Origin of the sequence: Bradyrhizobium canariense (assembly GCF_900105125.1) — a bacterium.
Taxonomy (GTDB): Bacteria; Pseudomonadota; Alphaproteobacteria; order Rhizobiales; family Xanthobacteraceae; genus Bradyrhizobium; species Bradyrhizobium canariense_A.
In genome coordinates, this window is record NZ_LT629750.1 from 970,559 (window position 1) to 996,710 (window position 26,152).

Annotated in this window: 21 protein-coding genes and 1 tRNA gene; 8 read left to right on the plus strand and 14 right to left on the minus strand. The window is 62.2% G+C overall.

Features of this window, described 5'->3' with window-relative positions; translation table 11 throughout:
• Nucleotides 1-36: 36 nt before the first annotated feature.
• On the minus strand, nucleotides 37-1,149 hold the full coding sequence (locus BLV09_RS04860; RefSeq protein ID WP_100382156.1) for a LacI family DNA-binding transcriptional regulator: 1,113 nt from the start codon (nucleotides 1,147-1,149) through the stop codon (nucleotides 37-39).
• An 84-nt stretch (nucleotides 1,150-1,233) separates the two neighbouring features.
• Between BLV09_RS04860 and oxlT the strand changes: the two genes are divergently transcribed.
• Both oxlT and BLV09_RS04870 read left to right on the plus strand, forming a co-directional pair.
• Complete coding sequence (gene oxlT, locus BLV09_RS04865) at nucleotides 1,234-2,577, plus strand: oxalate/formate MFS antiporter (RefSeq protein WP_146686492.1); 1,344 nt, start codon at nucleotides 1,234-1,236, stop codon at nucleotides 2,575-2,577.
• A 53-nt stretch (nucleotides 2,578-2,630) separates the two neighbouring features.
• Nucleotides 2,631-3,797, plus strand: a complete 1,167-nt coding sequence (locus BLV09_RS04870; RefSeq protein ID WP_146686493.1) for a mandelate racemase/muconate lactonizing enzyme family protein — start codon at nucleotides 2,631-2,633, stop codon at nucleotides 3,795-3,797.
• A gap of 43 nt (nucleotides 3,798-3,840) precedes the next feature.
• Here BLV09_RS04870 and BLV09_RS04875 read toward each other — a convergent pair whose 3' ends face one another.
• A complete protein-coding gene (locus BLV09_RS04875; protein WP_146686494.1) occupies nucleotides 3,841-4,926 on the minus strand; it encodes an enolase C-terminal domain-like protein in 1,086 nt (361 codons plus the stop codon).
• A 10-nt stretch (nucleotides 4,927-4,936) separates the two neighbouring features.
• Nucleotides 4,937-6,271, minus strand: coding sequence for a multicopper oxidase family protein (locus tag BLV09_RS04880; protein ID WP_146686495.1), 1,335 nt, complete (start codon nucleotides 6,269-6,271; stop codon nucleotides 4,937-4,939).
• Nucleotides 6,272-6,424: 153 nt separating this feature from the next.
• Between BLV09_RS04880 and BLV09_RS04885 the strand changes: the two genes are divergently transcribed.
• Nucleotides 6,425-6,509 (plus strand) — tRNA-Leu (locus tag BLV09_RS04885).
• A 122-nt stretch (nucleotides 6,510-6,631) separates the two neighbouring features.
• Here the strand turns inward: BLV09_RS04885 and BLV09_RS04890 are convergent.
• Nucleotides 6,632-8,044, minus strand: coding sequence for a sodium:solute symporter family protein (locus BLV09_RS04890; protein WP_100382152.1), 1,413 nt, complete (start codon nucleotides 8,042-8,044; stop codon nucleotides 6,632-6,634).
• 35 nt (nucleotides 8,045-8,079) lie between these two features.
• The gene (locus BLV09_RS04895) at nucleotides 8,080-9,234 is read right to left on the minus strand and encodes an alpha/beta fold hydrolase (protein ID WP_146690989.1); all 1,155 of its coding nucleotides are present in this window, start codon (nucleotides 9,232-9,234) and stop codon (nucleotides 8,080-8,082) included.
• A gap of 107 nt (nucleotides 9,235-9,341) precedes the next feature.
• On the opposite strand from BLV09_RS04895, the gene BLV09_RS04900 reads away from it, so the two are divergent.
• The gene (locus BLV09_RS04900; protein WP_283806877.1) at nucleotides 9,342-10,115 is read left to right on the plus strand and encodes an IclR family transcriptional regulator; all 774 of its coding nucleotides are present in this window, start codon (nucleotides 9,342-9,344) and stop codon (nucleotides 10,113-10,115) included.
• Nucleotides 10,116-10,135: 20 nt separating this feature from the next.
• Here BLV09_RS04900 and BLV09_RS04905 read toward each other — a convergent pair whose 3' ends face one another.
• The 5 genes from BLV09_RS04905 to BLV09_RS04935 form a co-directional block, all read right to left on the minus strand.
• Nucleotides 10,136-11,515: an FAD-dependent oxidoreductase gene (locus BLV09_RS04905; protein WP_146686496.1), complete on the minus strand. Its 1,380-nt coding sequence runs from the start codon at nucleotides 11,513-11,515 to the stop codon at nucleotides 10,136-10,138.
• 785 nt (nucleotides 11,516-12,300) lie between these two features.
• Complete coding sequence (locus BLV09_RS04915) at nucleotides 12,301-13,065, minus strand: sulfite exporter TauE/SafE family protein (protein ID WP_100382148.1); 765 nt, start codon at nucleotides 13,063-13,065, stop codon at nucleotides 12,301-12,303.
• Nucleotides 13,066-13,136: 71 nt separating this feature from the next.
• The gene (locus BLV09_RS38725; RefSeq protein WP_146686498.1) at nucleotides 13,137-13,856 is read right to left on the minus strand and encodes an AraC family transcriptional regulator; all 720 of its coding nucleotides are present in this window, start codon (nucleotides 13,854-13,856) and stop codon (nucleotides 13,137-13,139) included.
• A gap of 392 nt (nucleotides 13,857-14,248) precedes the next feature.
• On the minus strand, nucleotides 14,249-15,154 hold the full coding sequence (locus tag BLV09_RS04930) for an SDR family oxidoreductase (RefSeq protein WP_146686499.1): 906 nt from the start codon (nucleotides 15,152-15,154) through the stop codon (nucleotides 14,249-14,251).
• A 35-nt stretch (nucleotides 15,155-15,189) separates the two neighbouring features.
• Entirely contained in the window at nucleotides 15,190-16,158 is a 969-nt protein-coding gene (locus BLV09_RS04935; protein WP_146686500.1) for an SDR family NAD(P)-dependent oxidoreductase, read from the minus strand.
• 137 nt (nucleotides 16,159-16,295) lie between these two features.
• Here BLV09_RS04935 and BLV09_RS04940 point away from each other — a divergent pair, with 137 nt between their 5' ends.
• Nucleotides 16,296-16,880, plus strand: coding sequence for a TetR/AcrR family transcriptional regulator (locus tag BLV09_RS04940; protein ID WP_146686501.1), 585 nt, complete (start codon nucleotides 16,296-16,298; stop codon nucleotides 16,878-16,880).
• Nucleotides 16,881-16,988: 108 nt separating this feature from the next.
• Here BLV09_RS04940 and BLV09_RS04945 read toward each other — a convergent pair whose 3' ends face one another.
• Together BLV09_RS04945 and BLV09_RS04950 are read right to left on the minus strand one after the other, a co-directional pair.
• Nucleotides 16,989-17,846, minus strand: coding sequence for an SDR family oxidoreductase (locus BLV09_RS04945; protein ID WP_349537108.1), 858 nt, complete (start codon nucleotides 17,844-17,846; stop codon nucleotides 16,989-16,991).
• Complete coding sequence (locus BLV09_RS04950) at nucleotides 17,847-18,878, minus strand: aldo/keto reductase (protein ID WP_146686503.1); 1,032 nt, start codon at nucleotides 18,876-18,878, stop codon at nucleotides 17,847-17,849.
• Between the two features lie 89 nt (nucleotides 18,879-18,967).
• On the opposite strand from BLV09_RS04950, the gene BLV09_RS04955 reads away from it, so the two are divergent.
• Complete coding sequence (locus BLV09_RS04955) at nucleotides 18,968-19,636, plus strand: TetR/AcrR family transcriptional regulator (protein ID WP_146686504.1); 669 nt, start codon at nucleotides 18,968-18,970, stop codon at nucleotides 19,634-19,636.
• Between the two features lie 165 nt (nucleotides 19,637-19,801).
• Here the strand turns inward: BLV09_RS04955 and BLV09_RS04960 are convergent, their stop codons facing one another.
• On the minus strand, nucleotides 19,802-21,049 hold the full coding sequence (locus BLV09_RS04960; protein WP_146686505.1) for an aminotransferase class I/II-fold pyridoxal phosphate-dependent enzyme: 1,248 nt from the start codon (nucleotides 21,047-21,049) through the stop codon (nucleotides 19,802-19,804).
• Nucleotides 21,050-21,128: 79 nt separating this feature from the next.
• Nucleotides 21,129-22,133 carry an aminopeptidase gene (locus BLV09_RS04965; RefSeq protein WP_197685024.1) on the minus strand — a complete coding sequence of 335 codons (1,005 nt, stop codon included), beginning with the start codon at nucleotides 22,131-22,133 and terminating at the stop codon, nucleotides 21,129-21,131.
• A 310-nt stretch (nucleotides 22,134-22,443) separates the two neighbouring features.
• On the opposite strand from BLV09_RS04965, the gene BLV09_RS04970 reads away from it, so the two are divergent.
• Nucleotides 22,444-24,546, plus strand: coding sequence for a hydantoinase/oxoprolinase family protein (locus tag BLV09_RS04970; protein WP_146686506.1), 2,103 nt, complete (start codon nucleotides 22,444-22,446; stop codon nucleotides 24,544-24,546).
• On the plus strand, nucleotides 24,543-26,087 hold the full coding sequence (locus tag BLV09_RS04975) for a hydantoinase B/oxoprolinase family protein (RefSeq protein ID WP_146686507.1): 1,545 nt from the start codon (nucleotides 24,543-24,545) through the stop codon (nucleotides 26,085-26,087). The genes BLV09_RS04970 and BLV09_RS04975 overlap by 4 nt, the downstream gene beginning before the upstream one ends.
• Nucleotides 26,088-26,152: the final 65 nt, after the last annotated feature.

The window sequence follows — 26,152 nt, forward strand, 5'->3', positions numbered from 1 at the left end:
TGGATACGTGCATAGCGAAGCCAATTATTCCAGGGCTTATGTCGTCGCCTTGCGGCCGTGTAGCGCCCTGACGTCGATGACGGAGTCGCCGAGGACCAGCCTTGGCAAGATCATTTGCTCCGGTGGCTGCGCGAGCCCGGAAACCCGGGCAGCAATGAAGTCGAGCGCCGCGTGACCGCACGCCTCCAGATTTAAATCGATGTGGGTCAGGCGCGGGGTGCTCCACTCCAGGAGCTTGGCGTTTCCGATGGCTACCACGGAGATGTCGTCCGGCACGGAAAGTCCCACTCGCTGCACCTCGTTGATAATACCCATCGAGATCATGTGGGTGCTGGCGACCAGACCGGTGATATCCCGGTTCTTCGCCAGGGCGTCAGACACGGCAGCTTCGGGCGCACCCGCCAGGATAGGCTCGAGCACGATATGGCGCACCCCGGCAGCATCGAACGCTGCCATCATGGCCTCCAGCCTTTGCCGGCGTACCAGGTTCTGCACGCGTCCGATCGCGATGCCGACCCGGCGATGGCCGTGCTTGATCAATTCCGCCGCCGCCATCTCTCCGACCAGCCGATTGTCGACGCAGAATTGCGGCGCATCGAGTTCGCGCGGGCTGAGCAGCGTCACCACTACGCCGCTGCTCGCCATCTGGTCCAGGATGGTCGCGAGCTCGTCGCGGTGGGTGACCTGGTCAAAGCCACCGCCGGCCAAAATGAGTCCGGCCACGCGGTGCTCCCAGAGTTGGCGGCAATATTTCAGCTCAAGCAGCGGGTCGCGCTGCATGTTGCACACCATTGCCATCATCGGATGTGCCGCCTCGGCGTGACGTGTCACGGCCTCGGCGATCTCCCCGTAATAAGGGTCGAGCATGTTGCCGGCCACCAAGCCGACCATAGCCGGGCCGCCGGCGCGTAGCGTCCGGGCCAGGATGTTCGTGACGTAGCCGAGTTGCAAAGCCGTTTCGCGAACCCGTTGCCGCATCGTGGGATCGACCGGCCAGCCATTGTCCCGCATCACGCGGCCTGCCGTGCTTACGGACACTCCGGCCGCCCGCGCGACGTCGACCAGGGTCGGCGCCCCGCGGCGGTTTGCGGGCGGCTGAGGCATATCGTTTTCGGGTTCTGGCGTGCTCACGAGTTCATTCTGCTTCAACTGGTTCTGCGGCGAAAGCCCACGCTTGACAGGTTATTTTATCTGAGACAACGTTGTCTCAACAAGAAAGCCGTGAGGGACGGGATGGCCGAGGAAGCTACGGACCAAGTTGCGCTCCCCTTGGAACAGGCCGGCGTCGTGCCAGCCGTACAAACACCGGGTGACCGCCAGCGCTGGGGGATGCTGGCCGCGGGCGTCGTCGTGATGATCCTTCTTTCCAACTACCAGTACTGCTTTACGCTGTTCACGCCCGGCATGAAGGCGCAGTTCTCGGGAGTTCCCTATTCTGCCATCGCGCTGATTTTTTCCATCTTCGTGTTGTTTGAGACGTGGCCCGTCCCGCTGGCCGGGGCGCTGATCGACCGTTTCGGCATAAGGCAGTTGATGCTGGCGGGCTCGGTTTTGGTCGGGGCAGGCTGGATCGGCGGCGGGCTGACCGCCACCAGCGTTTTCCAGCTTTATATCTGGTACGGCCTGATTGCCGGTCTCGGCTGCGGCATCATCTACGTTGCTGTTGTCGGCAACGCCATTCGCTGGTTTCCGGACAAGCGAGGGCTCGCGGCCGGCATTACGGCTGCCGGATTCGGTGGCGGCTCGGCGCTCACGCCCATCCCCATTTCGCTGACCATTCAGTCCATCGGGTGGGGCAACGCCATGGCGCTCTGGGGCGCGGTGCAGGGTGCCGTCATCTTCCTGTTAGCGCTCTATCTGCACGCCCCGGAAGCGGCCTGGCGTCCGGCCGGCTGGGACCCGGCCACCACGCGCGTGGTGCAAACGTCGATCGACTACACCTGGAGCCAGACGCTCCGCATGCCGGAGTTTTACCTGCTCTACGTGATCCATTTTCTGATCAGTCTTGGCGGCCTCATGACACTTGGCAATCTGTCGGAGATCGCACGCTCGCTGCACGTCGAGAACTCGACCATTTTCGGGATTTCGATCGTCGCCTTCGCCGCCACGGCGAACGGGATTTCGAGCACGATATCGCGGGTCATATGGGGCAGCGTCTCCGACCAGGCCGGGCGCGAGAACACCATGATGATCGTATTCCTGGTGGAAGCCGCGTGCATTTTCGCCGTCACGCAAATCGCCGGGAGTCCGGTACTTTTCGTGGTGATCTTTCCGCTGGTTTTCTTCGGCTATGGGCAACTCAACACGCTGTTGTCGGCAACCACCGGGGACCTGTTCGGCAGCCGCTACGCCTCCACCAATTTCGGCATGGTCTACACCGGGAAGGGAGCGGCGGCGTTCTTTTCCGGCTGGGGAGCGGCGGCGGTGGCGGCAGCATTCGCGGGCTCGTTCGTCGCGCCTTACTACATCGCGGCGGCATGTGATGTGCTCGCGGCTGCCCTGGCGTTTTTCGCACTCAAGCCGATCGCCCGCAACACGCTCGCCAACGCGGCCCGGCGCGAGGCCATCGGACACTGACGCCGCGCGCAAAACTTATCCAGCAACTCGATCAAGACAACGGAGATCATGCGATGAAGATTACGAAGGTAGAGACTCATTTGGTTTCTGCTCCTCTCGCCCATTCCTGGGAAACCGGAATCGGTTCAGCGAAGCAGCGCGACGAACTGCTGGTGTTCGTTCACACGGACGAGGGGATCACCGGGATCGGCTCGTCCTACCACGCGCATGCCGGGCTCGCGATGAAGGCGGTGGTCGACACCAAGGTGGCTCCAGCCGTGATCGGGCTCTCGCCGCTCGACATCGGCGCAATATGGGAGAAGCTGTTCTACGGCACGGTCTATATCGGATCCGCCGGCGTGCAGGGCTTGGCCGGTATCGACATCGCGCTATGGGACATCCTCGGCAAAGTGTCGAAGCAGCCGGTGGCGACGCTGCTGGGTGGTGGCGGCGTCGAATACGTGACGGCCTATGTCGGCTGCATGAGTCTCGGCTTCAAGGCGCATGACAAGCTGGTTGAGGAAGCGCAGGGCTACGTGTCGGAGGGCTACAAGGCGCTCAAGATTCGTGGCGGCGCTGGCGTCAAGCAGGACGTCGCCGCGATGCGCGCCGTACGCAAGGCGCTCGGCGACGACATCGATCTGATGATCGATGTGAATGCCCGATATAGCTGGCCCGAGGCGGTGGACCTGTCGAAGCGGCTGCAGGAACTCGACACCTACTGGCTCGAGGACCCGTTCGACTTCTCTATTCCGAACCACCACGACGAGGTGGGCAAGCTGCGCTCGATGGGCCTCACGCCGATTGCCTCGGGCGGAAACGTCTACAGCCGGTTCGACTACCGAAATCTGCTCGAGCGCGGCGGGGTCGATTATTTGACACCGGACGTGGTGAAGTCGGGCGGCTTCTCCGAGTCGCTGAAGATGGCGCATATCGCGAGCGCCCATGATTGCATCATCGCGCCGCACACGCTCAATGGACTGGGACAGGTCGCGAACCTGCATTTTGCCGCGGCCGTGCCCGGGCACATCCGGGGCTATGTCGAGTGGGACCCGACGTCGCCCAATCCGCTGCGGGATGAATTGATGACCAATCCGGTCAAGGTGAAGGACGGCAAGCTTTATGTGCCGACCGGACCTGGCCTCGGCACCGACATCAATCCCGACGTGCTGAAGCGGCTACAGGCGAGCGGCAGCCATGAAATCGCCATGCAGGCTCGGACGCGGCGGTGGAACACATGATCACCGGCTGAGCCCGATCAACGCGCGATCTGAACCGAGGCGGCTATTCGACGATATATTTCGCGACCGCCGCCTCGTTCCATTCGAGCCCGAGCCCGGGACCGCGCGCCGTGAGTGCGCCATCGACGATCTTGATCGGGTTGGTCAGGATAGCGCCGGCAAAATCCAGCACCTCGAGCCAATGCGCCGTCGGGGTCACCGCCAGCATGTGGGCGCTTGCTTCGGCGAACAGGTGGCTCGACATCGGGATCGATGCGGCCTCTGCTTGTCCGGCGACACGCAGCCAGCCGGTGACGCCACCGACCTTCATCAGGTCCGGCATGATGAAATCGCTCGCGCCGGCGGCGATCGCCTCCGCAAAGCCGAGCGGGAACCACCAGTTCTCGCCGGCCTGAATCGGCGTGCGTGATTTCAGGCGCACCCTGGCGTGGCCTTGAAGATTTTCCTGCGGCACCGGCTCTTCGATCCAAAGCAGATTGTAGGGTGCAAGCCGGTCGATGCGGCGCGTGGCTTCATCGGGATCGAGCGATTGGTTGAAGTCCAGCATTAACGCGATGTCGGGGCCGAGCAGGGCGCGTATCCCTTTGACCACCCGCTCGTCATTGGCGGCGTCACCGTCGCCGCCCTTGATCTTGATGCCGCGAAACCCCTGCTCGAGCGAACGGCGCAGCGCCCGCTCGTCCACGACGGGATCGACCGCGCCGTAGCTGTCATAGGCCTGGATCGGTCGCGGCGATCCGCCGAGCAGCTCAGCCAAGGGTCGGCCGGCGAGTTGGCCCAGCGCGTCCCAGAACGCCATATCCAGGCCGGACACCGCCATGCCGACCAGACCCTGCCAGCCGAGCAGCCTGAATTTGGCGTCCATCGCCGCCATCAGGTCGAACGGTGCGATCGCTTTCCCGATCAGAGCGCGGCCAATCTCTTCGATCAGCTGCACCAGCGGTTTGAGCGTGAGTTTGGCGTAGGCGAAAATGTAGGATCGCCCGGTAACGCCTTGATCGGTCGTGACATCGATCAGCACCAGCGGCGCTGCCTCGATCACCCCGAAGGCGTTTTTCACCGGCCGCGAAATCGGCGCGACGATGGCCCGCGCCTTGATGCTGCGAATGGCGGGAACGGTTTTGCTCATGTTTGCTTCCTCACTCGACGCTGTACCATCGCACGAAGCGCGGCGCCGTCCAGTCGGTCGCGACCGCTTCGATCAACCAGTGCCCGCTGTGTTCGGCTGCGAAGGCCACGCGCTGGGTCGCGCCGGGTTCGATCGCCAATGTATCCAGCCAAAATGGTTTCCAGCCGTCGTCGAGCCGGTCCAGCAGCCGAAAATGATGCCCGTGCAAATGGAACACGGTAGCGATGTCGGTGCGATTGGTGAGCGCCAAGACCACGGTGCGCCCGGCCTTGGCTCGGAATGCGGGCGTCAGGGAGGGTGCGAAGCTTGCCGGTGTCACCCAGCCGGGTTGGGGACCGCCGAGCGGCACGTCGAAGCGAAGGGCGTTCTTGAGATCAGGCTGTGCCGGCAGGCCGGTTGCCGGCAGCGGTGGCGCAGGCGGCAGCCTGTCTGCGCGGATTGGCGGCTGGTCCGAGATGACGAGCCGGCCGATCGGGCGAGCCTCTTTCCCATCGTGGAGCAGGATCGGCGACACCAGGCCGGGCGGGGCGGTGGCGTCGATGAAGACGTCGGCCCGCGCTCCCGGCGCCAATACCAGCGCGCCATTGCGTGCCAGGAAGGGTTCGGCCGGCTGGCTGTCCAGGGCCATCACACGGACATCAAGATTGTCGATTTTTACTGCGACAACAGTGCGTTGACATCCGTTTATGAAACGAATTCTCAGGCGTTCATTGGTGCGCACCGAGATATCGAGCGAAGCCTGGCCATTGATCGTATAAAACGGCGTTGCGCCTTTTGGATCGGTCCCGGGCGCTATCGCGGTCCCATCCGAACCTAACCGCCAGTCTTCGAGCAGACACACCTCGTCCCGGTCGACCGAAACGGCCTCGCTTTCCCCGACGATCACGGCCAGGGCCCGCGACGGGCGCGCCTGACCATCGCCGAGCAGCCGGAGGTCGCACAGGAACGTGCCGGCTTGGCGGAGCGGAATTTGGAGATTTTCCCGGGCCCCGGCCGCCAGAGGCGTCCGCGCGGTCAGTGGCTCGGTGGCCTGAACGCCGTCCAACCCACGCCAGTTGAGGGCCGTAGGCACCGGCAAGTCGTTCGAAAGCACGAATTCGAGGTTCTCGCCGCGCCTTAGCTTGCCGGCATCGTCGCGTCCCGATCCGTTGAGCGCCCAGGATAGCGCGTCCGGCTTTCCCAGTTGTGAGGCGCTGACATCGGATTTGGCATGCAGTGCCAGCCCAGGCTGTGTCTGGGCCCGGACGGTAGGAAACAGGACCGGCTCCAACGCGGGACCAAAGGCGGCAGCGCCCAATCCGGCCAAAAGCCGGCGTCGGTTCAACCGAAGGATTCGATCTGCCATGGCCTCGATGCGGACCATTTTCTGCTTATGATGTCCAGCTATCGAGCGTCGGTTGCCGGAGGCCTGCCAGGGGCGATTTTTTTGCTGCGAACCGGTCGGCCCATGTTATAAGCCCGCCCGCCCGCGGCATCGCGGCCGGACATGATGCTATCAGCGGGCGTGGCGGAACTGGTAGACGCGCTGGATTTAGGTTCCAGTGACGAAAGTTGTGGGGGTTCGAGTCCCTCCGCCCGCACCACAACCCGAGATCACGGGTGTCGCATAAAGGCGACGAGTTCCGGCCACGCACGATGAGGACGAGAACTACATCTACGCAGGAACGCTTGGCGGCTGGCATTTTACCGCCTGCACAATTCCCAGCTACCGGGCCTCCATTTCCATCGCGTCATCGATTTTGGCTTTGGGCGCGCCCATGATGACCCAGTCCAACAGCATCACGACCGCCGGCGTCGCGAGTGCGACGTAGATGTCATCGATGCCAAAGGGATCGCCCATCACATACCATGCCGTCGTCGTGATGGTTGCTGCGATCAATCCAAGTGTGGCCCCTCGGCTGGATCCAAATCGCGGAAGATAGAAGGCGAAGATGGCAACGACGGAAATCGAGAGCCGGAGCGCCCGGGTAAAAAAGGAAAGATGCAGCACCTGCGGGGCGAAGAACACGAACAGGAGCGGGAGAAAGCCGATCGGCACCGATAGAAGCCGGGACATCCGGAGCTGTGCCGTCTGGCTTGGTTGGAGCATCGGCACGTAGAAATCGCGCACGATCAACGCAGAAATGGCCAGCGCAACGCTGCTCACACCGACAAGTATCGACGCCACGATCGACGTCAGCACGAGGCCCGCCAACAGGGGCGGCATATGGTTCATGAAGATTGGCAGCGCGTAGAGGCTGTTTATATCGGGAAACAGAAATTTCGCGGCGACGCCGATCAGACCGAGCGCAAAGCTCACCGGCAGGCAAAGAAGCCCTGCAGTGTAGCACGCGCGGGTAACCTCCTGGGGGCCTTTCAGCGAAGATACGGCCTGTACGATGTACTGCGTCGAGAAGATCGACCCGATGCTCGCGATGGTCCAGGCGATGATAGTCGTGATGCCGATCTTGCCGTCCCAAGTGAAGTAGTAGTCCGGCAATTTCTCCATCATCGGCGTGATGCCGCCCGTCATGTTGAGTGCAACGCAAAGAATGACTGCGATGCCGACGCACTTCAGGCTCGTGTGGAGCAGGGATACATAGGCTGCGCTTTTCTGGCCGCCTATGACGCAATAAAATGAGCTGACCGCGGCGATCATTACCGCTGAGGCCGTGAGCGATATATGGAAGGCGGATGAAAGGGCCGCAGCACCACTCACATAGAATGCAACATTCACGAGCAACAGGGCGTAGATCATGATCACGGAGACTGTCATCTGCGTCGAGCGGCCATACTCCTTGGCGATAGCCGCGGAAATGGTGTATTCGCCGGTATTGTAGAGTTTCTTCGCCAGAAGCCATCCGAACAGCGGGAAGCCGAGCGCAACACTCAAGACAGCCCACGACGCGGCCATGCCCGAATCAAAGGCTACTTGCGCGACGCCGATAGTCGATTTCGGTGCGATGAATTCGGACATCATGAGCACGCCGATGACCAGAGCGGGTACGGAGCGCGCGGCGAACATGAAATCGGAGGTCGACTTGGCGCGATACCGGAAGGTCAGCCATGTTGTCACCGCTATATAGGCCAACACCATGCATATCAGGACAAATGTTCCCTGTGTTTGAAGCTCCGGCATAGACTCCTCCCTGAGATTATCGTGAAACGTCTGCTCTACTGACTCCCGTGCCGGGACAGCGTCTCGGCAGTTTCGAAGAAATCGAGCAAACTTTCGCAGACGATGTCCGCGCGTTCCTGCTGCACCCAGTGGCCGGCGCCTTCTACGAAGCAAGGCCGCGCCATACGGGTGAAAACGGTATGCCTCATGCGTTGCAGGCCACCGGGGATCTGATACGCCCCCCAGTCCCGTTGGCCCGCCATGAACAGCGCAGGGCAGTCGATCGTGCGTCCGGAAAACAGGCTCAGGTCCTGGGCCAGGCTCCCGTTCATGCGCCCGCGATACCACTGGAGGCCGCCTTGAAAGCCCGCGCGCTCGTAGTCCTCGCTGTAGACGCGGAGCTCCGGTTCGGTAAGCCAGTGCGACGACGAGATGATTTCAGGCGGCGGAGATTCCGGCGCGACTGTTTCCGCCATCCCGAGCGCGAGCGGCATGATGTAATAGTTGGGCATGCGCGCGAGTTCTTCGGCCGCCCATGACGACAGCTCGAAGGGATTGTTGCCCGGCCAATCGCCGCTCTTGAAATGAAAATAGGCGCGCAGGAAGCCGTTCACGCCCTGCTTGCAATGCCACATGTCCGCATTGGCCTCGCGCGTCGCGAAATAGGCGTGGTAATGCTTGCGCGGTGGATCAAGAGAGGCGAGGGCCGCGTGAATGGCGTCCTTTTGCGGAGGTTGCGGGAGAGGCCAGGCGAGCGGCCCGGTGAACGGCGCGCTCATGATGACCAGCGAATGGAAAAGGTCAGGGCGGACCAGGGCGCACGCGGCCGCAATTGAGGCGCCGAAATCGTGGCCGACGACGGCGGCGACGGAGGTTATGCCCAAAAGGTTGAGCAAGGCCACAGCATCCCGCACGAGATTGAGAATGCAAAACGGAGACAGGTCTTCCTCGTATTGGATCGGTCTCGCGGCCGTGCGGCCGTAGCCGCGCTGATCGGGCGCCACGACGTAATAGCCGGCCTCCGCGAGAGCGGGCATGACTTTGCGCCATGAATAGGCGATCTCGGGAAACCCGTGCAGCAAAAGTATGGTAGGGCGGCGCGGTCCGGGAGTTCCGGCTTCCAGGATGTGCATGTCCGTGCCGTTGACGCCTTGGATGAAACGCGCTTTGACGCCCGCAGGAAGGCTCGCGGAAGGTAGAGGCGCCACCATGCTCAATACCCTCCTCGATGCAGGGGAAGGTGGCACCGGGCGTCGGACGCGGACCGTCCTCGTGTATTTCGTTGAAGCCAATCGATCGGGAGGCGTGACAGGTGACCGTGGATGAAGGAGAGCAGGCTCGCTATGTCGTCGTTGGGCTGCGGCGCGGGCTTGCGATCCTGAACATGTTCCGCCGAGATCGACGGGTCGTTACAGTTCCGGAGATGACAGCGGCTTTGGGGCTGCCGCGGGCAACCGCCTTTCGGCTCGCTTACACGCTCGAGCGGGATGGCTACCTGCAGCGTGTCCCCGATTCCCCCGCATTCCGCCTTGGGCCCAAGACGCTTCTTCTTGGGTTCGATTATCTGCATACGACCGAGGTCGTCGCGTGCGGGCGCGACGCGCTCACGGCTTTGCGCGACCGCACCGGCTTTTCCACGCATATGTGCGTGCGCGACGGAACGGAAATCGTTTACGTCTTCACGGCGTCGTCCCACCATCGCATGCGCGGTGATATCCCGGTCGGTACGCGCTATCCGTGCCATGCCGTCGCGTCCGGCCGCGCCCTTCTGTTCGACATGACGAAGGCCGGGATCAAAGACCTTTACCGCGGGGTTTCCCTGGCGGCGTTTTCGCCCCAGACACCGACGACGGTCGACGCGCTCTGGTCTCGCATCGAGCGTGAACGAAAGCTCGGATATGCGTGGCACCGCTCCGGATTTGTCAGCGGCATCGTGAGCCTGTCTGCACCGGTGCGGGACAGCGGGGGTGCCATCGTGGCCGCCATCAACATTTCGGACTCGGAGACCGTTTTGAAGGACATCGAAACGGTACGCGATCAGGTTCTCAGCACCGCAGCCGAAGTGTCGGCGCGACTTGGATGGCGCGGTTGACCGATCGCGTTCGACGGCAATCAACCCAGCTCATCCGCATAGAGAGGCATTCCAATCTCGCGGAGGGCCGCCTGCAGCCGTTCGATCGAAACTCCCCGGACCGTTGTGTTGCCGTCCAGGGCGATCGCAGCTGCGATTCCTGCCGCCTGTCCGGTCGCCATGCAGGCAGGAACATTGCGGCTGCGGCCATGGGCGGTGTGATCGGCCGAAATGCATCGTCCGGCGACGAGCAGTTGTTCAACTCCCAGCGGTACCAGACACCGATAAGGTAATTCGTAGGGCTTGAGTCCCCGGAAATCGACATCGGCCCCTTTGACGTCATGCACGTCGAAGGCGGACACGTCGGCAGCTATGCTGTCCGGGAACGAGGTCTCGCCGCTGACATCCTTGGCAGTCAGCGTATATTCGCCGCGGATGTGCCGCGTTTCGCGAACCCCCAGCACCGGCGCGATCTGGGCGATCTTGGCCTTCGCGAAGCCGGGCACCTTCTTAATAAGAAACTGGGCATATTCCTCGATTTGGCGGTAACACTCGACGATCGCAGCGCTGAACTCGATCGGTGAGAAGACGTTGACGCCCAGCACCCGGGTGGCGTTCACGTACATCAACCCGTTGGCTGTCTTGAGGGTTATGTTCTCGCGGGGCAGGTCGATATTTGTCTCTTCCCGATAGGCGCGGATCGTTTTGTTGAAGCCCGTAAGCCACAGTCCATAATCGAGGTCGTCGTCATTGTCTGGAATGGCCTGGGCGGGCACATCGTCCGTTTGGCGCGCCCAGCGCGCGAGTTCCACGACATCGACGTCGGACATTGTGAAATACATGCCGACGGGCTGCATCTTGATCTCGTCGTCGTCATCGCCCGAGCCCATGACGAACGGAGCGCCCGCGCCGGCAGCGATGTCGCCGTCAGCCGAACAATCGATCACGACCTTGGCGCCGATGAAGCTGCGGCCGGCCTTGTTCTCCACCACCACGCCTGTCACCTTACCGCCCTCGACGATGGGACGCGAGACCACGGTTTCGAAGAGAATCTGGACGCCAGCATCCGTACAGAGGCGCGTCAGCAGCATCTTCATGATTTCGGGATCGCAGGGAGATGCGATCTTGACCTTCCCCGTCTTGGTCCCAGCGAAATAGTCAGCGCCGGCCGCTCCCGTCGCGCGCGCCATTTTCCAGAGCTCAAGGGGCAGCCCGCCCACGAGCGCTCCCGAAGGCTTCGTGTTGAGGCCGAGGGTGAGATTGCCGCCCAGGGAACCGAACCGCTCGACGAGAACCACTTTCTTGTTCCGGCGCGCGGCGGCGGCGGCAGCAATCGGACCCGTGGTGCCCCCGCCAACCACCACTATGTCCGCATCCATCAGCACGGGTATTTCGCGAGCGGGTTCCTGGATGGTCGGCATTAAGCGTACCTCATGTCACGTTTCATATATGAAGCAACGCTTCATCTTTAGAAATCCGTACCATCCGGTCGGGCTTGAGTCCAGCGTGAGGCCCGATTGTCCGGGTGCCGGAGAGGAGATCCCTGTGGCCGTGGGCGTATCGGCTTTTTATCTCTGGATTTCCGCCCGCCCATGGCCGCAGCAGGTGCTCAATTCGAAGCGGTCGTCCCATTTGCGGGCGGAGTTTTCCAGGCCAGCACAGTTCCATCAAATTTTTGGCAGCCGATCGTGAGGAACGAAAGCGAATGCCGGGAATGATGTTCACGAGCGACGCGGGCGAAATTTCAAATCGGTAGATTTGTGATCAAAGTATTGAGAGACGTGCAAACAACGACTTGGTTCGATGTACCACGGCAAAGCGCGTCCTCACGCGGCTTCAGTGGCATCTTGCGGCGTTGTTTCCTCGATCCAGGCGTCCCTCGCAAACCACTCATGATGCGTACGACAGTGAGGGCAATACGAACGGGAAAAGAAGACCGCGGTTCGTTGGAATTTAGCTAAATCCATTTCAATACCGGTCGCGATCGCGCGCTTCGTCGCAGGACAGCGAATCATTATCGAACCCATCGAGGCCTCCGTTTGAGCCCCTGTTAAACGCATCGTGCGAAGGAATTATAATGGCGGAACGGCGCTTTCGAGACGAGCGGCTGAGCAGGTCATGACGCGAAGACTGTGCCATCAAGACCCAAGGTCCGGCGGAGAGACTTCGACCGGCTATAATACGTCCAGGTGGCGATGCCTTTGCGCTACAGCCAATATCGCCCCGCATAGATCACGGTCATTGCCGCTCCCGCGACGATCACGAATTGCCTGACGTAGTTCGCTGGAAGAACGCGAATCAAATGACCACCGCCATATCCGCCGATCATCGCGCCGACGAGCGTGACGGTCGTTTCCGGCCAGCGCACGGCTCCCTGGACGATGAAGATGACGGTGGCGGCGAATGCGACACAGGTCGCAAGAAAATTTTTCAGGGCCTTTATGGATCGGATGTCGTTGGGCTCCGTGATCGACAAAATCGCCGTCAGGATGACGCCAAGGCCGGCGCCAAAGAAGCCTCCATAGACGCAGGCCATTCCGAGGAGCGTCGCACTGAAGCCAGTCGGCAACATATTGTCGATGCTGTAATGGCGGACGGAGCATGCCTGGATTCGCGGCGCAAAGGCAAAGAGCAGCGTCGCGAAGGCGATCAGGGCCGGCACCGGCAGGGTAAAGAGACGTTCGGGAAGGAGCAGCAAGGCAACTGCTCCGATCGCTCCGCCGAGAACGGCCACAACCACGAATGAGACCGTGCGCATCGTCGGCGCCGGCAGCTTCCTGCGATCGGCAAGAGCAGCGATCAAATGACCAGGTGAAATTGCGACGGCATTCGATGCGTTGGCGATGATGGCCGGTAAACCCGCTGCCAACATCGCCGGAAATGTAATGAGCGTCGCGCCTCCGGCCAGAGCGTTGATGAGACCGCCGACAGTTCCCGCCGATAACAACAACACACCCGTATTGAAATCCATGCCTCACCTCTCGGATGACGAGAGGGATAGCTGCTTGCGCATTGGTATGTCTGGAACGTCTGTGACCGGATTCAGCTATGCCGGTAGAGACCCGGCGTAGTTCCAAAAGTCATCCGGAACAGCCGTGTGAGGTGGCTCTGATCCGAAAATCCCGTATCAGCCGCCACCGCGGCTATCGGCTGGCCGTCTCTCAGCAATTGTCGGGCGCGGTTCAACCGGAGAAGGATTCGGAAAGCATGTGGAGCAATGCCGAGTTCGCGCGTCACCAGTCGGCTGAATCCTTCGCGGCTGCGGTCAAAGCTGGCGGCAATTTCGCCGATCCGCCTGAAGTTGTGCGCCAAAGTAGTGCCGAGCTTGATTTTATCGGATTTCACAGTCGGCGCAGGAAGCCTGTGGAGCGGGATTTCGGCGGCGGTTCGCAGGATATTTTCGAGCGAGATCTCGCTTGCGCTCAACCGAGGACGCTGGATGTCGAAGACGTGAAGCGACGAGCCGGAGTCAGCGGCCGGAACATAGGCGTTAAGGCAAACCGTCTCGTCATCCGAAGTCGCAATCGGGGTGTGCAGCATTCCCGCCGGAATAAACGCCGCTTGCCCTGCTGACACCGTCACTGTCGAGCCATTGACATGGAACGAACGAGACCCAGAGACAACCACCATGATCTGGGCCTCGTCATGAAAATGGGGCCTGAGACCAGGAGAGCCAGGACCGCGCCATAAGCCAAGTTCGATGATGCCGGCTAGGTCCACCTGATAATAATTCCAGGTCGGGGTAGAGGAAAAACGGGACATCGAGGAATACAGAACCAATTTTCACCTCAGAGCGGTGTGGCATGCCGCAGCGTGCGGCCGATCTTCCTGACGTGGCGCTGATTCAGGACGTCCGGATGTTGCGAGGCCGTGCCTCTAATTTCAGCTTTCAGCGTGCGAAAGCATAGGCGCTTTGCTTCGCCCGGCCAACGTCGGAGAGAGGGCGGCTCGAATACTCTATCGTCAGCGGCTCGCGCTCACCTCTGGTCGCTTCGCCATGATCGATGACGGGCTCGGCTTCGAGCTAGTGCATTGGTCACAGCCGCTGGGGAGGAAGTTTGGACAGCATGTTTCCTGCGGCGCCTGTGGCACAGCGGCATTAAGTGGACCATCGGTCGGAAACGCGTCTGTAGACTATGAATGCCGGCGGACTGTCACTGGCTTTCTGCGTTTGATCGCACTCCATTGGGGGCGAACCATGGGGGTGCGTTTTCGTCACCTTCCTCGGGCGGAAAATCGGTCGAGCAGGCAAGCTCGCGCTGTTGCTCGAGCGCGGCGAGCCGCGCCGAAAGTTGTGCGTACATGACGTGGTAGGCATCGCTGCCGAGGGCGATCCGCCTCGGCGCCGGTGTCTCATCGATGCTCGCGATCATGATCGCTACCATCTTCGCGGGATCGCCGGGCGAGGGGTGGCTGTCGTCGGCGATGATCCGATTGACCATTCGCGAGGGGGAGGCATCGTAGGCGTCGAGCGTGGGCGCAAGCTGTGCGCTGCGATGGCGGAAGTCGGTGCGCGCGCCGCCCGGCTCGATCAGGGTGCAGCCGATCCCGAAGCCTTCCACTTCCTGCGCGACGGCGTCGAGGAAGCCCTCGATGCCCCATTTGGTCGCGTGATAGAGCGAGCCGCCGGGAAAGGCGGCCTGGCCGCCCATGCTGGAGAGCTGCAGGATCCGCCCGCCGCCCTGGGCGCGCAGATGCGGAAGCGCGGCGCGAATGAGCTGGATCGACCCGACCAGATTGGTGTCGATCTGGTGCCGGACCTGCTCGTCCGTCATTTCCTCGGCGGCGCCCATCAGGCCATAGCCGGCATTGCTGACGACCATTTCGATATGGCCGAGCGCGGCAAAGGCGCGATCGACGACGCCGCGGATCGCCGCGGTCTCGGAGAGGTCGAGCTTCGCACACCAGAGCTGGCTGCGATATTTCGCCTTCAGCTCGTCCATGACGGAAAGGTTGCGCACGGTGCCCGCCACGCGATCGCCGCGCGCGAGCAGTTGCTCGGCCATGATGCGGCCAAAGCCGCTGCTCACGCCGGTGATGAACCAGTTTCTTGGGGTCATAGGTTTCTCCAGATGAAAATCGAACGGCCGAACGGTCAGAAGCGCTCGCCCACCATCGCCTCGCTCCTGGCCCAGAGTGCCTTGGCGTGTACCGGATCGAGCGCGTAGGGCCGCACACCGGGGCTCACCGGGCTGACCAGCCCTTCGGTGATTTCCGACACTTGGCAGTTCTCGCAATAACGCCCGCCGACATCTTCGGCCTGGGCCACGACGGCGGCCCAGACCGAAGTCGCTGCGCCCTGTGGAGTCGTCTTGAACTGGAACGGCGGCTGGCCCGCCGCCGCGAGCTGGGCATTGATCTGCGCCACGAGATTTTCAAGTTCGCCAGGCGCCATGTGACGATCGAGTTCGGTCTTGATGCCGCCTGGATGCACCGCCGTCGCCCGCACCCCGCGCGCCTTGTGCCGCTGGTCGAACTCCACCGCGAACAAGATGTTCGCGGTCTTGGAGCGGCCATAGGCGATCATCGGGTCATAGGGCGTGCGCTCGAAATTGGGATCGTCGAGGTCGACGTCCGAATAGCGGTGGCCGGAGGAGGCGACGTTGACCAGCCGCCCGCCAGGGGCGATCAGCGACGCGATACGGTTGACCAGCACGAAATGGCCGAGATGGTTGGTGCCGAACTGCGTCTCGAAACCATCGGCGGTATGGCCGAACGGCGTCCGCATCACGCCGGCATTGGCGATCACGACATCGAAGGAGCGGCCGTCGGCGACCAGCGCGTCGGCGCAGGCGCGCACGCTCTTGAGCGAAGCGAGATCGAGCTGGATCAGCTTGAGGCCGCCGCCATTCGCCGCCTCCGCGCGAACCTGCGCGGTTGCCCGCTCCGCCTTGGCGACGTCGCGCACGGCGCCGACCACCTGCGCGCCATGCGCCGCCAGCGCCCGCGCCGTCTCCACGCCCAGTCCGGCGGATACGCCGGTAACGAGCACGCGCCTTCCGCGGAGATCGATTCCCGCCAGCACATCGTCGGTGGTGGACGTCGCGCCGAAGCTATTGGTCATGACAAACTCCTTCATCTTTGGACACAGCTTTCCCCTGGTCGGCAACCCATTGTCTGCCAACCACTTTTGACGTAAGAGGAGAGTGTCTCCGTTTTAAATACGGAGACTCTCTCCGTTTATCAAGGGGTATTTTCAGCGTGGTCGATGAAAGGAAGGCCGCTACCGCCCGCAAGCCGCGCGCCGACGCGCAGCGCAACCGCATCCGCTTGCTCGAAACCGCGAAGGCCGCCTTCGCTGAAAAAGGGCCCGGGGCCAGCCTCGATGAGATCGCGCGGACCGCGGGGGTAGGGGCCGGGACTCTCTACCGTCATTTTCCCACCCGCGACGCGCTGATCGAGGCGGTCTACTGCAATGAGACGGAGCAGCTTGTTGCGGCCGCCACACGGTTAGCCGAAACACATTCCCCGACGAGCGCCTTGCGCGAATGGTTGCTGTTGTTCGTGGACTATATGGCCACCAAGCACGGGATGTACGAAGCGCTCAATTCGATCGTCGGCGGCACGTCGGAGCTGTACTCGGCGTCCACGGAACAAATGAAGCGGGCAATTGCAAAGCTGATCGATCATGCGGTCGCGAGCGGCGACATCCGTCTGGATCTCGACCCGCTCGACCTGCTGCGTGCACTGGCCGGCGTTGCGAACATGAGTGCGGGACCGGATGGAAAGCAGGCCGCCAAACGTATGGTCGACATCCTGATCGCGGGCGTCCGGATCCAGACGTGAGTCGTCATCGGCGGTGTCGATGAAATTGATGCCGGCGTGCGGCTGACATCCTGATAGTGGTTGCGGTTTTCCTGAACACGCAGTGTGTCCAGAGCCTGGTGACCGACATCACCACGGGATCGTTTCGTTTTCCCAGCGCGTGAACGTCCCCGTCGGACCATCCGCGCCGAGCAGCGCGACGCGCACCGCCTCGCGGGCGCCCTCCTCGACAGTCTCTGTGCCCGCATATCCGTTGAGGTTCGTTTTGGTGAAGCCCGGGGAGACGGCGTTGACCCTGATCCCCTCTGGCTCCAGCTCAAGCGCCATGGCGACCGTCAAGGCGTTGAGCGCCGTCTTGGACGCCGGATACACGGGGCCGAAGATCGCGCGGTAGGGGTAGGTCGGGTCCGAGTTCGTCGTCAGCGACCCGACGCCGCTCGACACGTTGACGATCCGGGCGCCCGGCGTCTCGCGCAGGAGCGGCAGCATCGCCTGGTAGACGGCGAGGACGCCGAACACGTTGGTGTCCCATACTGCGCGCATTTCATCGAGGGACACGTTGCTCGGGCGGGTCGTGGCCGCGTAGTCCTCGACGGACTGGTCGGGCCGCTTGTTCGTATTCGAGATCGCCGCGTTCTGGATCAGCACGTCGAGGCGGCCGAACGCGCTGCGAATGCGCTCCGCGGCGGCGGTGATCGAAGCCTGATCCGTCACGTCGAGTTGGAGCGCGTGGGCGTCCGGCCCAACTTCCTTGGCCGCGGCCTCGCCACGCTCGAGGTTGCGCGATCCGACCAGTACGGTGAAGCCGTGCGCTACGAGATCCTTGGCGATCTGAAGACCGATTCCTTGGTTGGCCCCGGTGATCAGGGCGACGGGTTGTGCTGCATCGTCATCTCCTTCGAATAGGTGCTGTTCAATCTGGCAATCTCCCGAGTTGCGCCGGCAATCTCCGGAGTTGCGTGGCTTCCGCGCCCTGTTCTTCGGGATCTATGCGGCGGCACGTTCGTGGGTGGGCCGGCGGCGTAGATCGGCCTTCAGGATCGCTGGCGGAGTGTAGGCGGCCTCATTCAACCCAACGTCGGTTCCGGGCGGGACGATCTGATCGATCCGGTCCAGCACGTCATCACTGAGACGAACCTCGGCGCCGGCGAGCAGATCGTCGAGATGCTGCATCGTGCGCGGCCCAAGAATGGCCGACGTCACGCCCGGGTGAGCCATCACGAAAGCCATCGCCATGTGGGTGAGCGACAGCCCCGCCTCATCCGCCAGCGGAATGAGCTGCTCGACCGCATCCAGACTGCGCTCATCGGACATCTGCCTGGGGAAGTATTTCACCCGTAGGCTGTCGGGCAGCGGCCGCCCCTTGCGGTAGCGGCCCGTGAGCATCCCCTTCGACAGCGGGCTCCAGACGAGGACGCCCATGCCGTAGCGCTCGCAGGTGGGCAGCATGTCGAATTCGATACCGCGATCGAGGATCGAGTACGGCGGTTGCTCGGTCCGGAAACGCGCGAGCCCGCGCCGCTCGGCAACCCACTGCGCTTCGACGATCTCCGATACCGGGAAGGTCGAGGAGCCGATCGCGCGGACCTTGCCGGCACGCATCAGATCGGTGAGGGCGGACAGCGTCTCCTCGATATCGGTGTCGGGCGAGGGGCGGTGGATCTGGTAAAGGTCGATGTAGTCGGTCTGCAGACGACGCAGCGAGTTGTCCACCTCCTGCATGATCCAACGCCGCGACGTGCCCTGCTGGTTGGGATCGTCGCCCATCGGCCCGTACACTTTGGTCGCGAGCACGATCTTGTCGCGCCGGCCCTTAAGGGCCTTGCCGACGATCTCCTCGGACTCCCCCGCGCTGTAGCGGTCGGCGGTATCGATGAAGTTGATGCCGAAATCCAGGGCCTTGTGGATGATGCGGATGGCGTCGTCGTGATCGGGATTGCCGATCCCGCCGAACATCATCGCGCCCAGGCAGTAGGGGCTGACCTTGATGCCGGTTCGGCCCAACGAGCGATATTGCACTGTCGTCTTCCTTTGTGCGTCGCTGTGGCCAAAGCCGCCGCGCCGCGTTATGAGTATTAAGTGGAACGTTATTCCGTTTATACGGAACGATGTTCCGTTTTGCAAGTGGGCTGTGGCTGGCTGCGGTGAAGGGCAAATCGAAAAAGCAGGACGAGGGGACGAAGCCTCGTGAGAGCGCGGACCGGCGGGTGCGCGCCGACGCCCAGCGCAATATCGATACGTTGCTCCAGACGGCCATGGCGGTGTTCGCAACCTCTGGAGTGGATGCTCCTGTCCGAGAGATCGCCGAGAAGGCCGGCGTCGGCGTCGGGACTGTTTACCGCCACTTTCCGCAGCGCTCTGATCTCATCGCGGCGGTTCTCCGTCGAGAAATCGATGCCTGCGCCGACGCTGCACCGATTTTGGTTGCCGAGCACAAGCCAGGCGAGGCGCTGGCGCGATGGATGCAGCGCTATGCGGCCTTCATTGCAGCCAAACGCGGGCTCGCCAAGGCTCTGCACTCGGGAGATCCGGCGTTCGACAATTTGCCAGGTTACTTCGATCAGCGACTCCGGCCCGCCCTTCGCGCGCTTCTCGAGGCTGCCACCGCCGCCGGCGAGGTCCGCGCCGATGTCGATGCCGACGACCTTCTGGGCGCGGTGGCGAGCTTGTGCATGTCAGCCCACAATGCCGGACCCGGCCGTGCGGAGCGCATGGTCGCTCTCCTCGTCGACGGGCTCCGCTACGGCGCGAGCCAATCGGTGAATACGCCTTCCTGACATGAGTTGGCGAGGCTCCGGATGGCGCCGCGCGACAGGCCAGATCGGCTGCTCAGAGCAGTACCCAATCCCTTGCAACAGTGCCGGAAGCGCGTGCCGCGCGTGACTGCGGCTGCGGGTCCGCAGGCGCGGGAGCCTCGATAGGTGCGATCAGCCGGCGATTGGTCATGCGATCCAACCGGAAAGAGCGCGCTTGTTGGCAAGCTTGTCGAGCGTACGTACCGTGCGGTCTAACGCTGAACTCCATTCGGCTTCGTCGCGCGCGTAGCAAACCCGGAAATGGCCGCCGCTTGCGGGTCCAAATTGGTAGCCGGGACTGACCAGCACCGAAGCCTCGGTGAGAAGAGCCTCGGCCACTACCGGTCCGGGGAGGCCAAGGGCGCTGGCGTCGACCCACGCATAAGCGGTGCCGCGTTGCGGCTTTAGTTTGAGCCACGGAAGTTGGCGCAGCTTATGGTTGGTGAGTGTTCTTAGTGCGCTGAAAGCCGCTATGCGTTCCGCCAGCCAGGCATGATCGTCGCGTAGCCAGCAAGTGAGCAGATGCTGCGCATAAGCCGGCGCTCGTAGAGCCGTGATGGTTAAAACGTTTTCAATGCGCATCGCGATGGCTGCAGGCGCAACAACCACGCCGAGTCGATAGCCGCTCAAAGATTCGGTTTTGCTCGGGCCGAGCAGTGTCACCGTTCGCTCGAACATGCCGGGTTGCGCAGCCAAGTGAGTAAACGACCCTTCGTGGATTAGCCTGGCATAGAGCTCATCCACCAGGACGGTGACCTCGTAACGGTTTGCGAGTTCCGCAATACGGCCGATCACCGCCTCAGAAAATACCGCCCCGGTGGGATTGTTGGGATGGGAGAACACAAACAACCGGGCGCCGCGATGCGCGAATTCAGCTTCCAGCACATCGAAATCAGGATGCGGATCGTCAGCATCGAGACGCAACGGGACATGGCCGGCTTCCGCACCGAGGAAGCGAATGATCCGTTCACTGAAGAGATAGTCCGGATCCATTAGCGCAACGCGATCACCTTCCTGCACCAGCGCGCCCAGGGATGCGAACAGGCCGCCCTGCGTACCCGGGGTTAAGATGACGTTTCGCTCGGGGTCTAGCGCGATGCCGACAAACGTACCGACGGTGTCGGCCACCGTCTTAAGAATGTCGGGATGTCCACGATAGCCTGTGTAGGCGAGAGCTCCATCGCGCGCGGCCCGAGCAAAGACCTCATCGGCCCACGGAGGCGGTGGAAACCTCACGGTGTCGAAGTGCGTGGTGTCGAGAAATCCGGCCGGTGCGTTGGCCAACAAATCGAGATCGGCCTGTCGTACTGTTTTCTCTGCCAAACCGGGGCGGCCGGAAATTTGCAAACGGGCCAGGCGGTCTTGAGGCGCGTTTGGTCGAGTGGGATCCTGCATCTGGTTTTCTCCAGAGATGAATTAGGGGAGCAACGCCAAGGCGGGCATCCGCCGCGAGCTTGATCGCGGCGGATTCGAATTAAGCTCGTCCGCTGTGGATGACGTCGGCTTCCGGCAACAACCACTTGCCGTCCTTGAGCACGATCTTGCCGTCGAGCGAGAGAGTCGGCTTCCACATCAGCGAATCGAAATGGGTAAGGGTCTTCACTTCACCGCCCAGGAGGACGCTGGTCCCGATGCCGATATGGGCAGTCCCGTAGACGCCTTCGTCATGCAACATGACCCCCTCCATGGGGCAATGTGGATTGAGGCCGAACGAGATCTGGGCGATGTTGTAGACGGCCGGGTCTCCCTGACGGGCCAACAGTTGATCGAGAAAATCCGCCTGATAGCCGCCGGAGATGCGGGTCACACGACCATTGCCGACATCGAACCGTATCGGCTCCTTGACCAGGCCGACCCCGTAGTAGGGGATGCTCGCATCGACGATAATCACGCCTTCCGAAGTCCCCTCAATGGGAGACGAACTGCATTCGATGTTGGGCACGGTCGTGAAGTCGCCCGGCTTGCGAACCAGGCCGCAATGCGGGTTCGAGGGCCGGCCTTTCAGACTGAGACGCAAATCTGTGCCAGCGGGTGTGGTGAGATGCACCTTGTCGCAATTGGCAAGAAGTTCGCCGACTTTAAAGCAGAGCGGGCGGATCGCCTCAAAATCGGCGTTGATGCCACCTGTCACAAGCATGTTTGGATTGAACTGCGACAGCATGATGCCGCGCGCGCCATTTCCGATGGCGGTGCGGGTCGCATAAGTATGAGTGATCGACTGCTTGACTGGCGTGAACAGCACGTTTGCCGCCGACATCGCCGCGGCGACAGTCTTGGTTGGCTCTTCACCATCGATCGATCGCGGTGGCATCACGATGATATTGACCGCGTCGGTACGCTCGAGTGCGGCCGCCGCCACTGCTTCGGCGACGCGATGCCCGGCGAAATCGGTCACAATGACGACTTCCTCTCCCGGCTGCACATTCGCGCAGGTCGTCACCAGTTTGCGGGCCCCCCGCAGCATCAACAGATTGTCCAAGTCACCATCTCCTTCACAATTTTTGCCGCATCCGACGAACCGAGCCGTCGATGCGAATGACCGGGTCATCCGCCCGGATCGGCGCCATCTCGGCTTAGGTGAAGTCTTTTATTGATATAAAAAACAATTTGCAAGGAGGCGAGCGATATGGATTTTCGCTGGTGAGATGCCGATAATTTAAGCGGATGTGCTAAAAATATGGCTGAAATGGTTGGTCATTGGTCGAATCCTGCGCATGGTGAGGGTTGCGCAGTATTGTTTTTTATGTAGATATTGTTCCAGAGAATATGTGCCGGGGAGGCTGGGATTTATGGGATATCGCATTGCCGTCGATATCGGCGGAACCTTTACCGACGGGGTGATCGAGAAAGTTTCCGGTGGTCAAATCTATCTCGCCAAGCGTCTGACGACCCAGAGCGATCCTGGCGAGGCGCTCTCGAACGTCGTCAACGACCTGCTCGCCGCGGTTGCCGCGCAGGCTGAGCGAAGAGTTCCTGCCGAAGTGACCGAAGTAATTCACGGCAGCACACTCGTGACCAATTCGCTGATCGAGCGCAAAGGCGTTCCGACTGCGCTGGTCGCCACCGCGGGTACGGCAGACGTGATCGATATCCGGCGCGAGGTTCGCTACGACCTCTATGATCTCGACATCGAGATGCCCGAGCCGCTCGTCCCCGCCGAGCGCCGTTTCGAAATCGCCGAACGTACCGCCGCGGACGGCGCCGTTCTGAAGCGTCCGGACGGCGACGCCATTGCCGGACTCATCGCGCAGCTGCGGGCGGCCAATGTGCAGTCCGTTGCGGTCTCGCTTCTTCATTCCTGCGTCAATGCGGCGAATGAGAACGAAGTGGGAGCGGCGCTTCGTGATGCCTTCCCGGGAATGTGCGTGAGTCTCTCTTCGCGGGTCGCCTGCGAGATTCGCGAATATGAGCGGACCACCACCACCATCGCTAACGCCTACGTGCAGCCCATCGTCAGACAATATCTCGGTGAGCTGGAGAGCCGGCTGCGGCAGGCGGGAATCGACGCGAATCTGCGCATCATGGTGTCGAGCGGCGGGTCCACCTCCGTGGCGGCGGCGGCAGAAGTGCCGATCTCCACGATCGAATCCGGCCCCGCCGGCGGCGTCTTGAGCGCGACCAACGCCGGCCGCGCCGCGGGTTTCGACGATGTGCTGGCATTTGATATGGGGGGCACCACCGCCAAGATTTGCACGATCCTCTCCGGAGTGCCCTCGGTCGTGCATGTCTTCGAGGCCGCCCGTGTGCGGCGATTCAAGAAGGGCAGTGGACTTCCGCTTCTGGTGGCCAGCATCGATCTCATCGAAATCGGCGCGGGCGGTGGGAGCATTGCGCGGACGAGTGAACTTGGACTGCTCACGGTGGGACCGCAAAGCGCGGGGGCCGAGCCGGGTCCGGCCTGCTATGGCCAAGGCGGTGAAAACGCCACTGTGACCGACGCCGATCTGGCGCTGGGGTATCTCAATCCAGATTATTTCCTGGGTGGGCGCATGTTGCTCGATCTCGATGCGGCAATGCGCGCGCTTGGCACGTTGGGTGAGCGTCTGGCGCTTTCGGCCCAAGCTGTCGCCAAGGGCATATTCAACGTCGTCAACGAAGCGATGGCGGGCGCCGCAAGAGTCCATATCGCGGAGAAGGCGCAAGACCCGCGCCGGTTCACCCTGGTGGCGACCGGCGGAGCGGGTCCAGTCCATGCGGTGGAAATTGCGCGCAAGCTTCGCGTCCCAAGGGTTCTCTTTCCGATCGCTGCCGGGACGGGATCGTGTCTCGGCTTTCTGGCTGCGCCTGTACGTGTCGATCGGTCCTGGTCACGGTCTACGCGAGTAGACGCTATCGATTGGACCGATCTTGCGAATGTGCTTTCTGGCCTGAAGGCGGATGCCGAGGCCGAGCTGGGCGCGGCCGCGCCCCGTGACGCCGAGGTGGATTGGCAGCTGCTGGTCGAGATGCGCTACGCGGGCCAGGGCGCCAACCTCACAGTCGCATTCCCGTTCCGCGCCCCGGACGCAGCTTTTCGCGCCGATCTCACGGACGCATTTCAGCGCAAATATCAGGAAAATTACGGCGGGCTGCTGCCGTCGGGTACGCCCGAAGTCGTCACCTGGCGCGTCGTCGGCGCGACCCGGCAAGACGTTCGGCACTTCGTCTGGCCGATCGGTCAAGACCGCCCGGGCGCGGCCCACCCCAAGGCGCGCAGAGTCATCTTCCGGACCGAGACCGACACCTTCGAAGAGGTGCCGGTCTACGAGAGATACGCCGTGCCGGCGGGCTCCCGCCTGGAAGGACCGCTGATCCTGGAAGAAGAGGAATCGACCATCGTCGTGCCGATGGCAGCTCAGGTGGAGATTCTGGAGAATCTCAGTGTCCTCGTTCGGTTGGAGGTTCGGCCATGAACGATATCGATCCGATTTCGCTGGAAATTCTGTGGACTCGCCTGGTCAGCCTCGTCGACGAGGCCGCGGCCACTCTGGTGCGCACCTCGTTTTCGACGATCGTGCGAGAGTCCAACGACTATGCTGTGGTGCTGCTCGATCGCGAATGTCAGCTGCTCGCTCAGTCGAGCCAGAGCATTCCTTCCTTTATCTGCACTCTGCCGGAAACGGTGCGTCATTTCTTGAAGGTCTTCCCCCGGGAGAAACTGCGTCCCGGGGATGTCATGATCACAAACGACCCCTGGCTCGGCACCGGACATCTTCCCGATATCAACGTCGCGGTTCCGATCTTCCGGGGCGAGGAGTTGGTGGGCTTTTCCGGCACCGTGGCCCATGCACCCGACATCGGCGGACGCCTGCGTTCACCGAGCACCGCCGAACTGTTCGAGGAAGGCCTGCGTATTCCCCCCGCCAAGCTGGTCGATGGCGGAGTGACCAACGAGACGTTGGTCGATGTCATCCGCAACAATGTCCGCGTGCCCGATCAGGTCATGGGCGATCTGTGGGCGCAGGTTGCCGCGAATCGCATGCTGTCGAGGCGGCTGCTCGACACGCTCGACGATACCGGTTGCGACCTCACGGCGATCGGAAACGAAATGCAGACACGCGCGGAACGCGCGATGCGCGAGGCCATCCGCGCTCTGCCGAATGGGACGTATGAAAATGAAATCAGCGTCGATGGTTTCGTCGAGCCGGTGATCATTCGCTGTCGCATTGACGTCGGCGACGAGGCGATAAGCGTTGACTATGCCGGTTCATCGCTGCAACTGCCGAAGGCGATCAACGTCGTTCCCATCTATACCTTTGCCTACACGGCCTATTCGCTCAAATGCGTGCTGGCGCCGACGGTACCCAACAATAATGGCTCATTCCGGCCCATCAGTGCCTCGGCTCCGCTGGGATCGATCCTGAATCCACGCTTTCCCGCAGCGGTCAGCGCGCGGGCCATGACCGGGCATCTCATTCCCCCGGCCATCATGGGTGCCCTTTCGCCTGTGCTACCCGGCAAGGTAAGGGCGGCTTCCGGCTCGCCGCTGTGGTGTGTTCATCTTTCAGGCCAGCACAGCGGTCAGCGTTTTACGTCTACCTTTTTCCTGAACGGAGGGCAGGGTGCCGGTGCGAACGGTCCTGGTCTCCCGACCCTGAGTTTTCCGAGCAACCTCTCCAATACGCCGATCGAGGTCATCGAATCGCAGGCTCCGGTGCGCGTTCTGCACCGCGCCCTGAGACGAGGCACCGGCGGCAGCGGGCTGCACCGCGGCGGCGACGGGCAGCTATTCGAATTGCTGTTGCTTGCCGACAGTCCGGTCACGGTGTCGTTCATGGCGGATCGGCTCAAGACCCCTGCGCCTGGATTGCAGGGAGGCGGACCTGGAGCAACAGGGCGCGTTCTTCTTGACGGAGCACCGATCGACCCGCGCGAGGTCTTGATCGTCCAGCCCGGCGCACGGTTGACACTCGAGACGCCGGGCGGGGGAGGCTTCGGAGCCGCCCGCTTCTAGCGGCAAAAAAACTCTTGCACCCTTTGATTGCAAATTTCCAATCGCATAGCACACGAACCACTCAG

Bases quoted from the DNA above. Each gene is read 5' to 3' on its own strand.
- BLV09_RS04870 (WP_146686493.1), top strand. From the start codon at position 2,631: ATGAAGATTACGAAGGTAGAGACTCATTTGGTTTCTGCTCCTCTCGCC.
- BLV09_RS04970 (WP_146686506.1), top strand. From the start codon at position 22,444: ATGGGATATCGCATTGCCGTCGATATCGGCGGAACCTTTACCGACGGG.
- BLV09_RS04955 (WP_146686504.1), top strand. From the start codon at position 18,968: ATGTTCCGTTTTGCAAGTGGGCTGTGGCTGGCTGCGGTGAAGGGCAAA.
- BLV09_RS04930 (WP_146686499.1), bottom strand. From the start codon at position 15,154: ATGACCCCAAGAAACTGGTTCATCACCGGCGTGAGCAGCGGCTTTGGC.
- oxlT (WP_146686492.1), top strand. From the start codon at position 1,234: ATGGCCGAGGAAGCTACGGACCAAGTTGCGCTCCCCTTGGAACAGGCC.
- BLV09_RS04975 (WP_146686507.1), top strand. From the start codon at position 24,543: ATGAACGATATCGATCCGATTTCGCTGGAAATTCTGTGGACTCGCCTG.
- BLV09_RS38725 (WP_146686498.1), bottom strand. From the start codon at position 13,856: ATGTCCCGTTTTTCCTCTACCCCGACCTGGAATTATTATCAGGTGGAC.
- BLV09_RS04890 (WP_100382152.1), bottom strand. From the start codon at position 8,044: ATGCCGGAGCTTCAAACACAGGGAACATTTGTCCTGATATGCATGGTG.
- BLV09_RS04880 (WP_146686495.1), bottom strand. From the start codon at position 6,271: ATGGCAGATCGAATCCTTCGGTTGAACCGACGCCGGCTTTTGGCCGGA.
- BLV09_RS04875 (WP_146686494.1), bottom strand. From the start codon at position 4,926: ATGAGCAAAACCGTTCCCGCCATTCGCAGCATCAAGGCGCGGGCCATC.
- BLV09_RS04960 (WP_146686505.1), bottom strand. From the start codon at position 21,049: ATGCAGGATCCCACTCGACCAAACGCGCCTCAAGACCGCCTGGCCCGT.
- BLV09_RS04895 (WP_146690989.1), bottom strand. From the start codon at position 9,234: ATGGTGGCGCCTCTACCTTCCGCGAGCCTTCCTGCGGGCGTCAAAGCG.
- BLV09_RS04935 (WP_146686500.1), bottom strand. From the start codon at position 16,158: ATGACCAATAGCTTCGGCGCGACGTCCACCACCGACGATGTGCTGGCG.
- BLV09_RS04915 (WP_100382148.1), bottom strand. From the start codon at position 13,065: ATGGATTTCAATACGGGTGTGTTGTTGTTATCGGCGGGAACTGTCGGC.
- BLV09_RS04905 (WP_146686496.1), bottom strand. From the start codon at position 11,515: ATGCCGACCATCCAGGAACCCGCTCGCGAAATACCCGTGCTGATGGAT.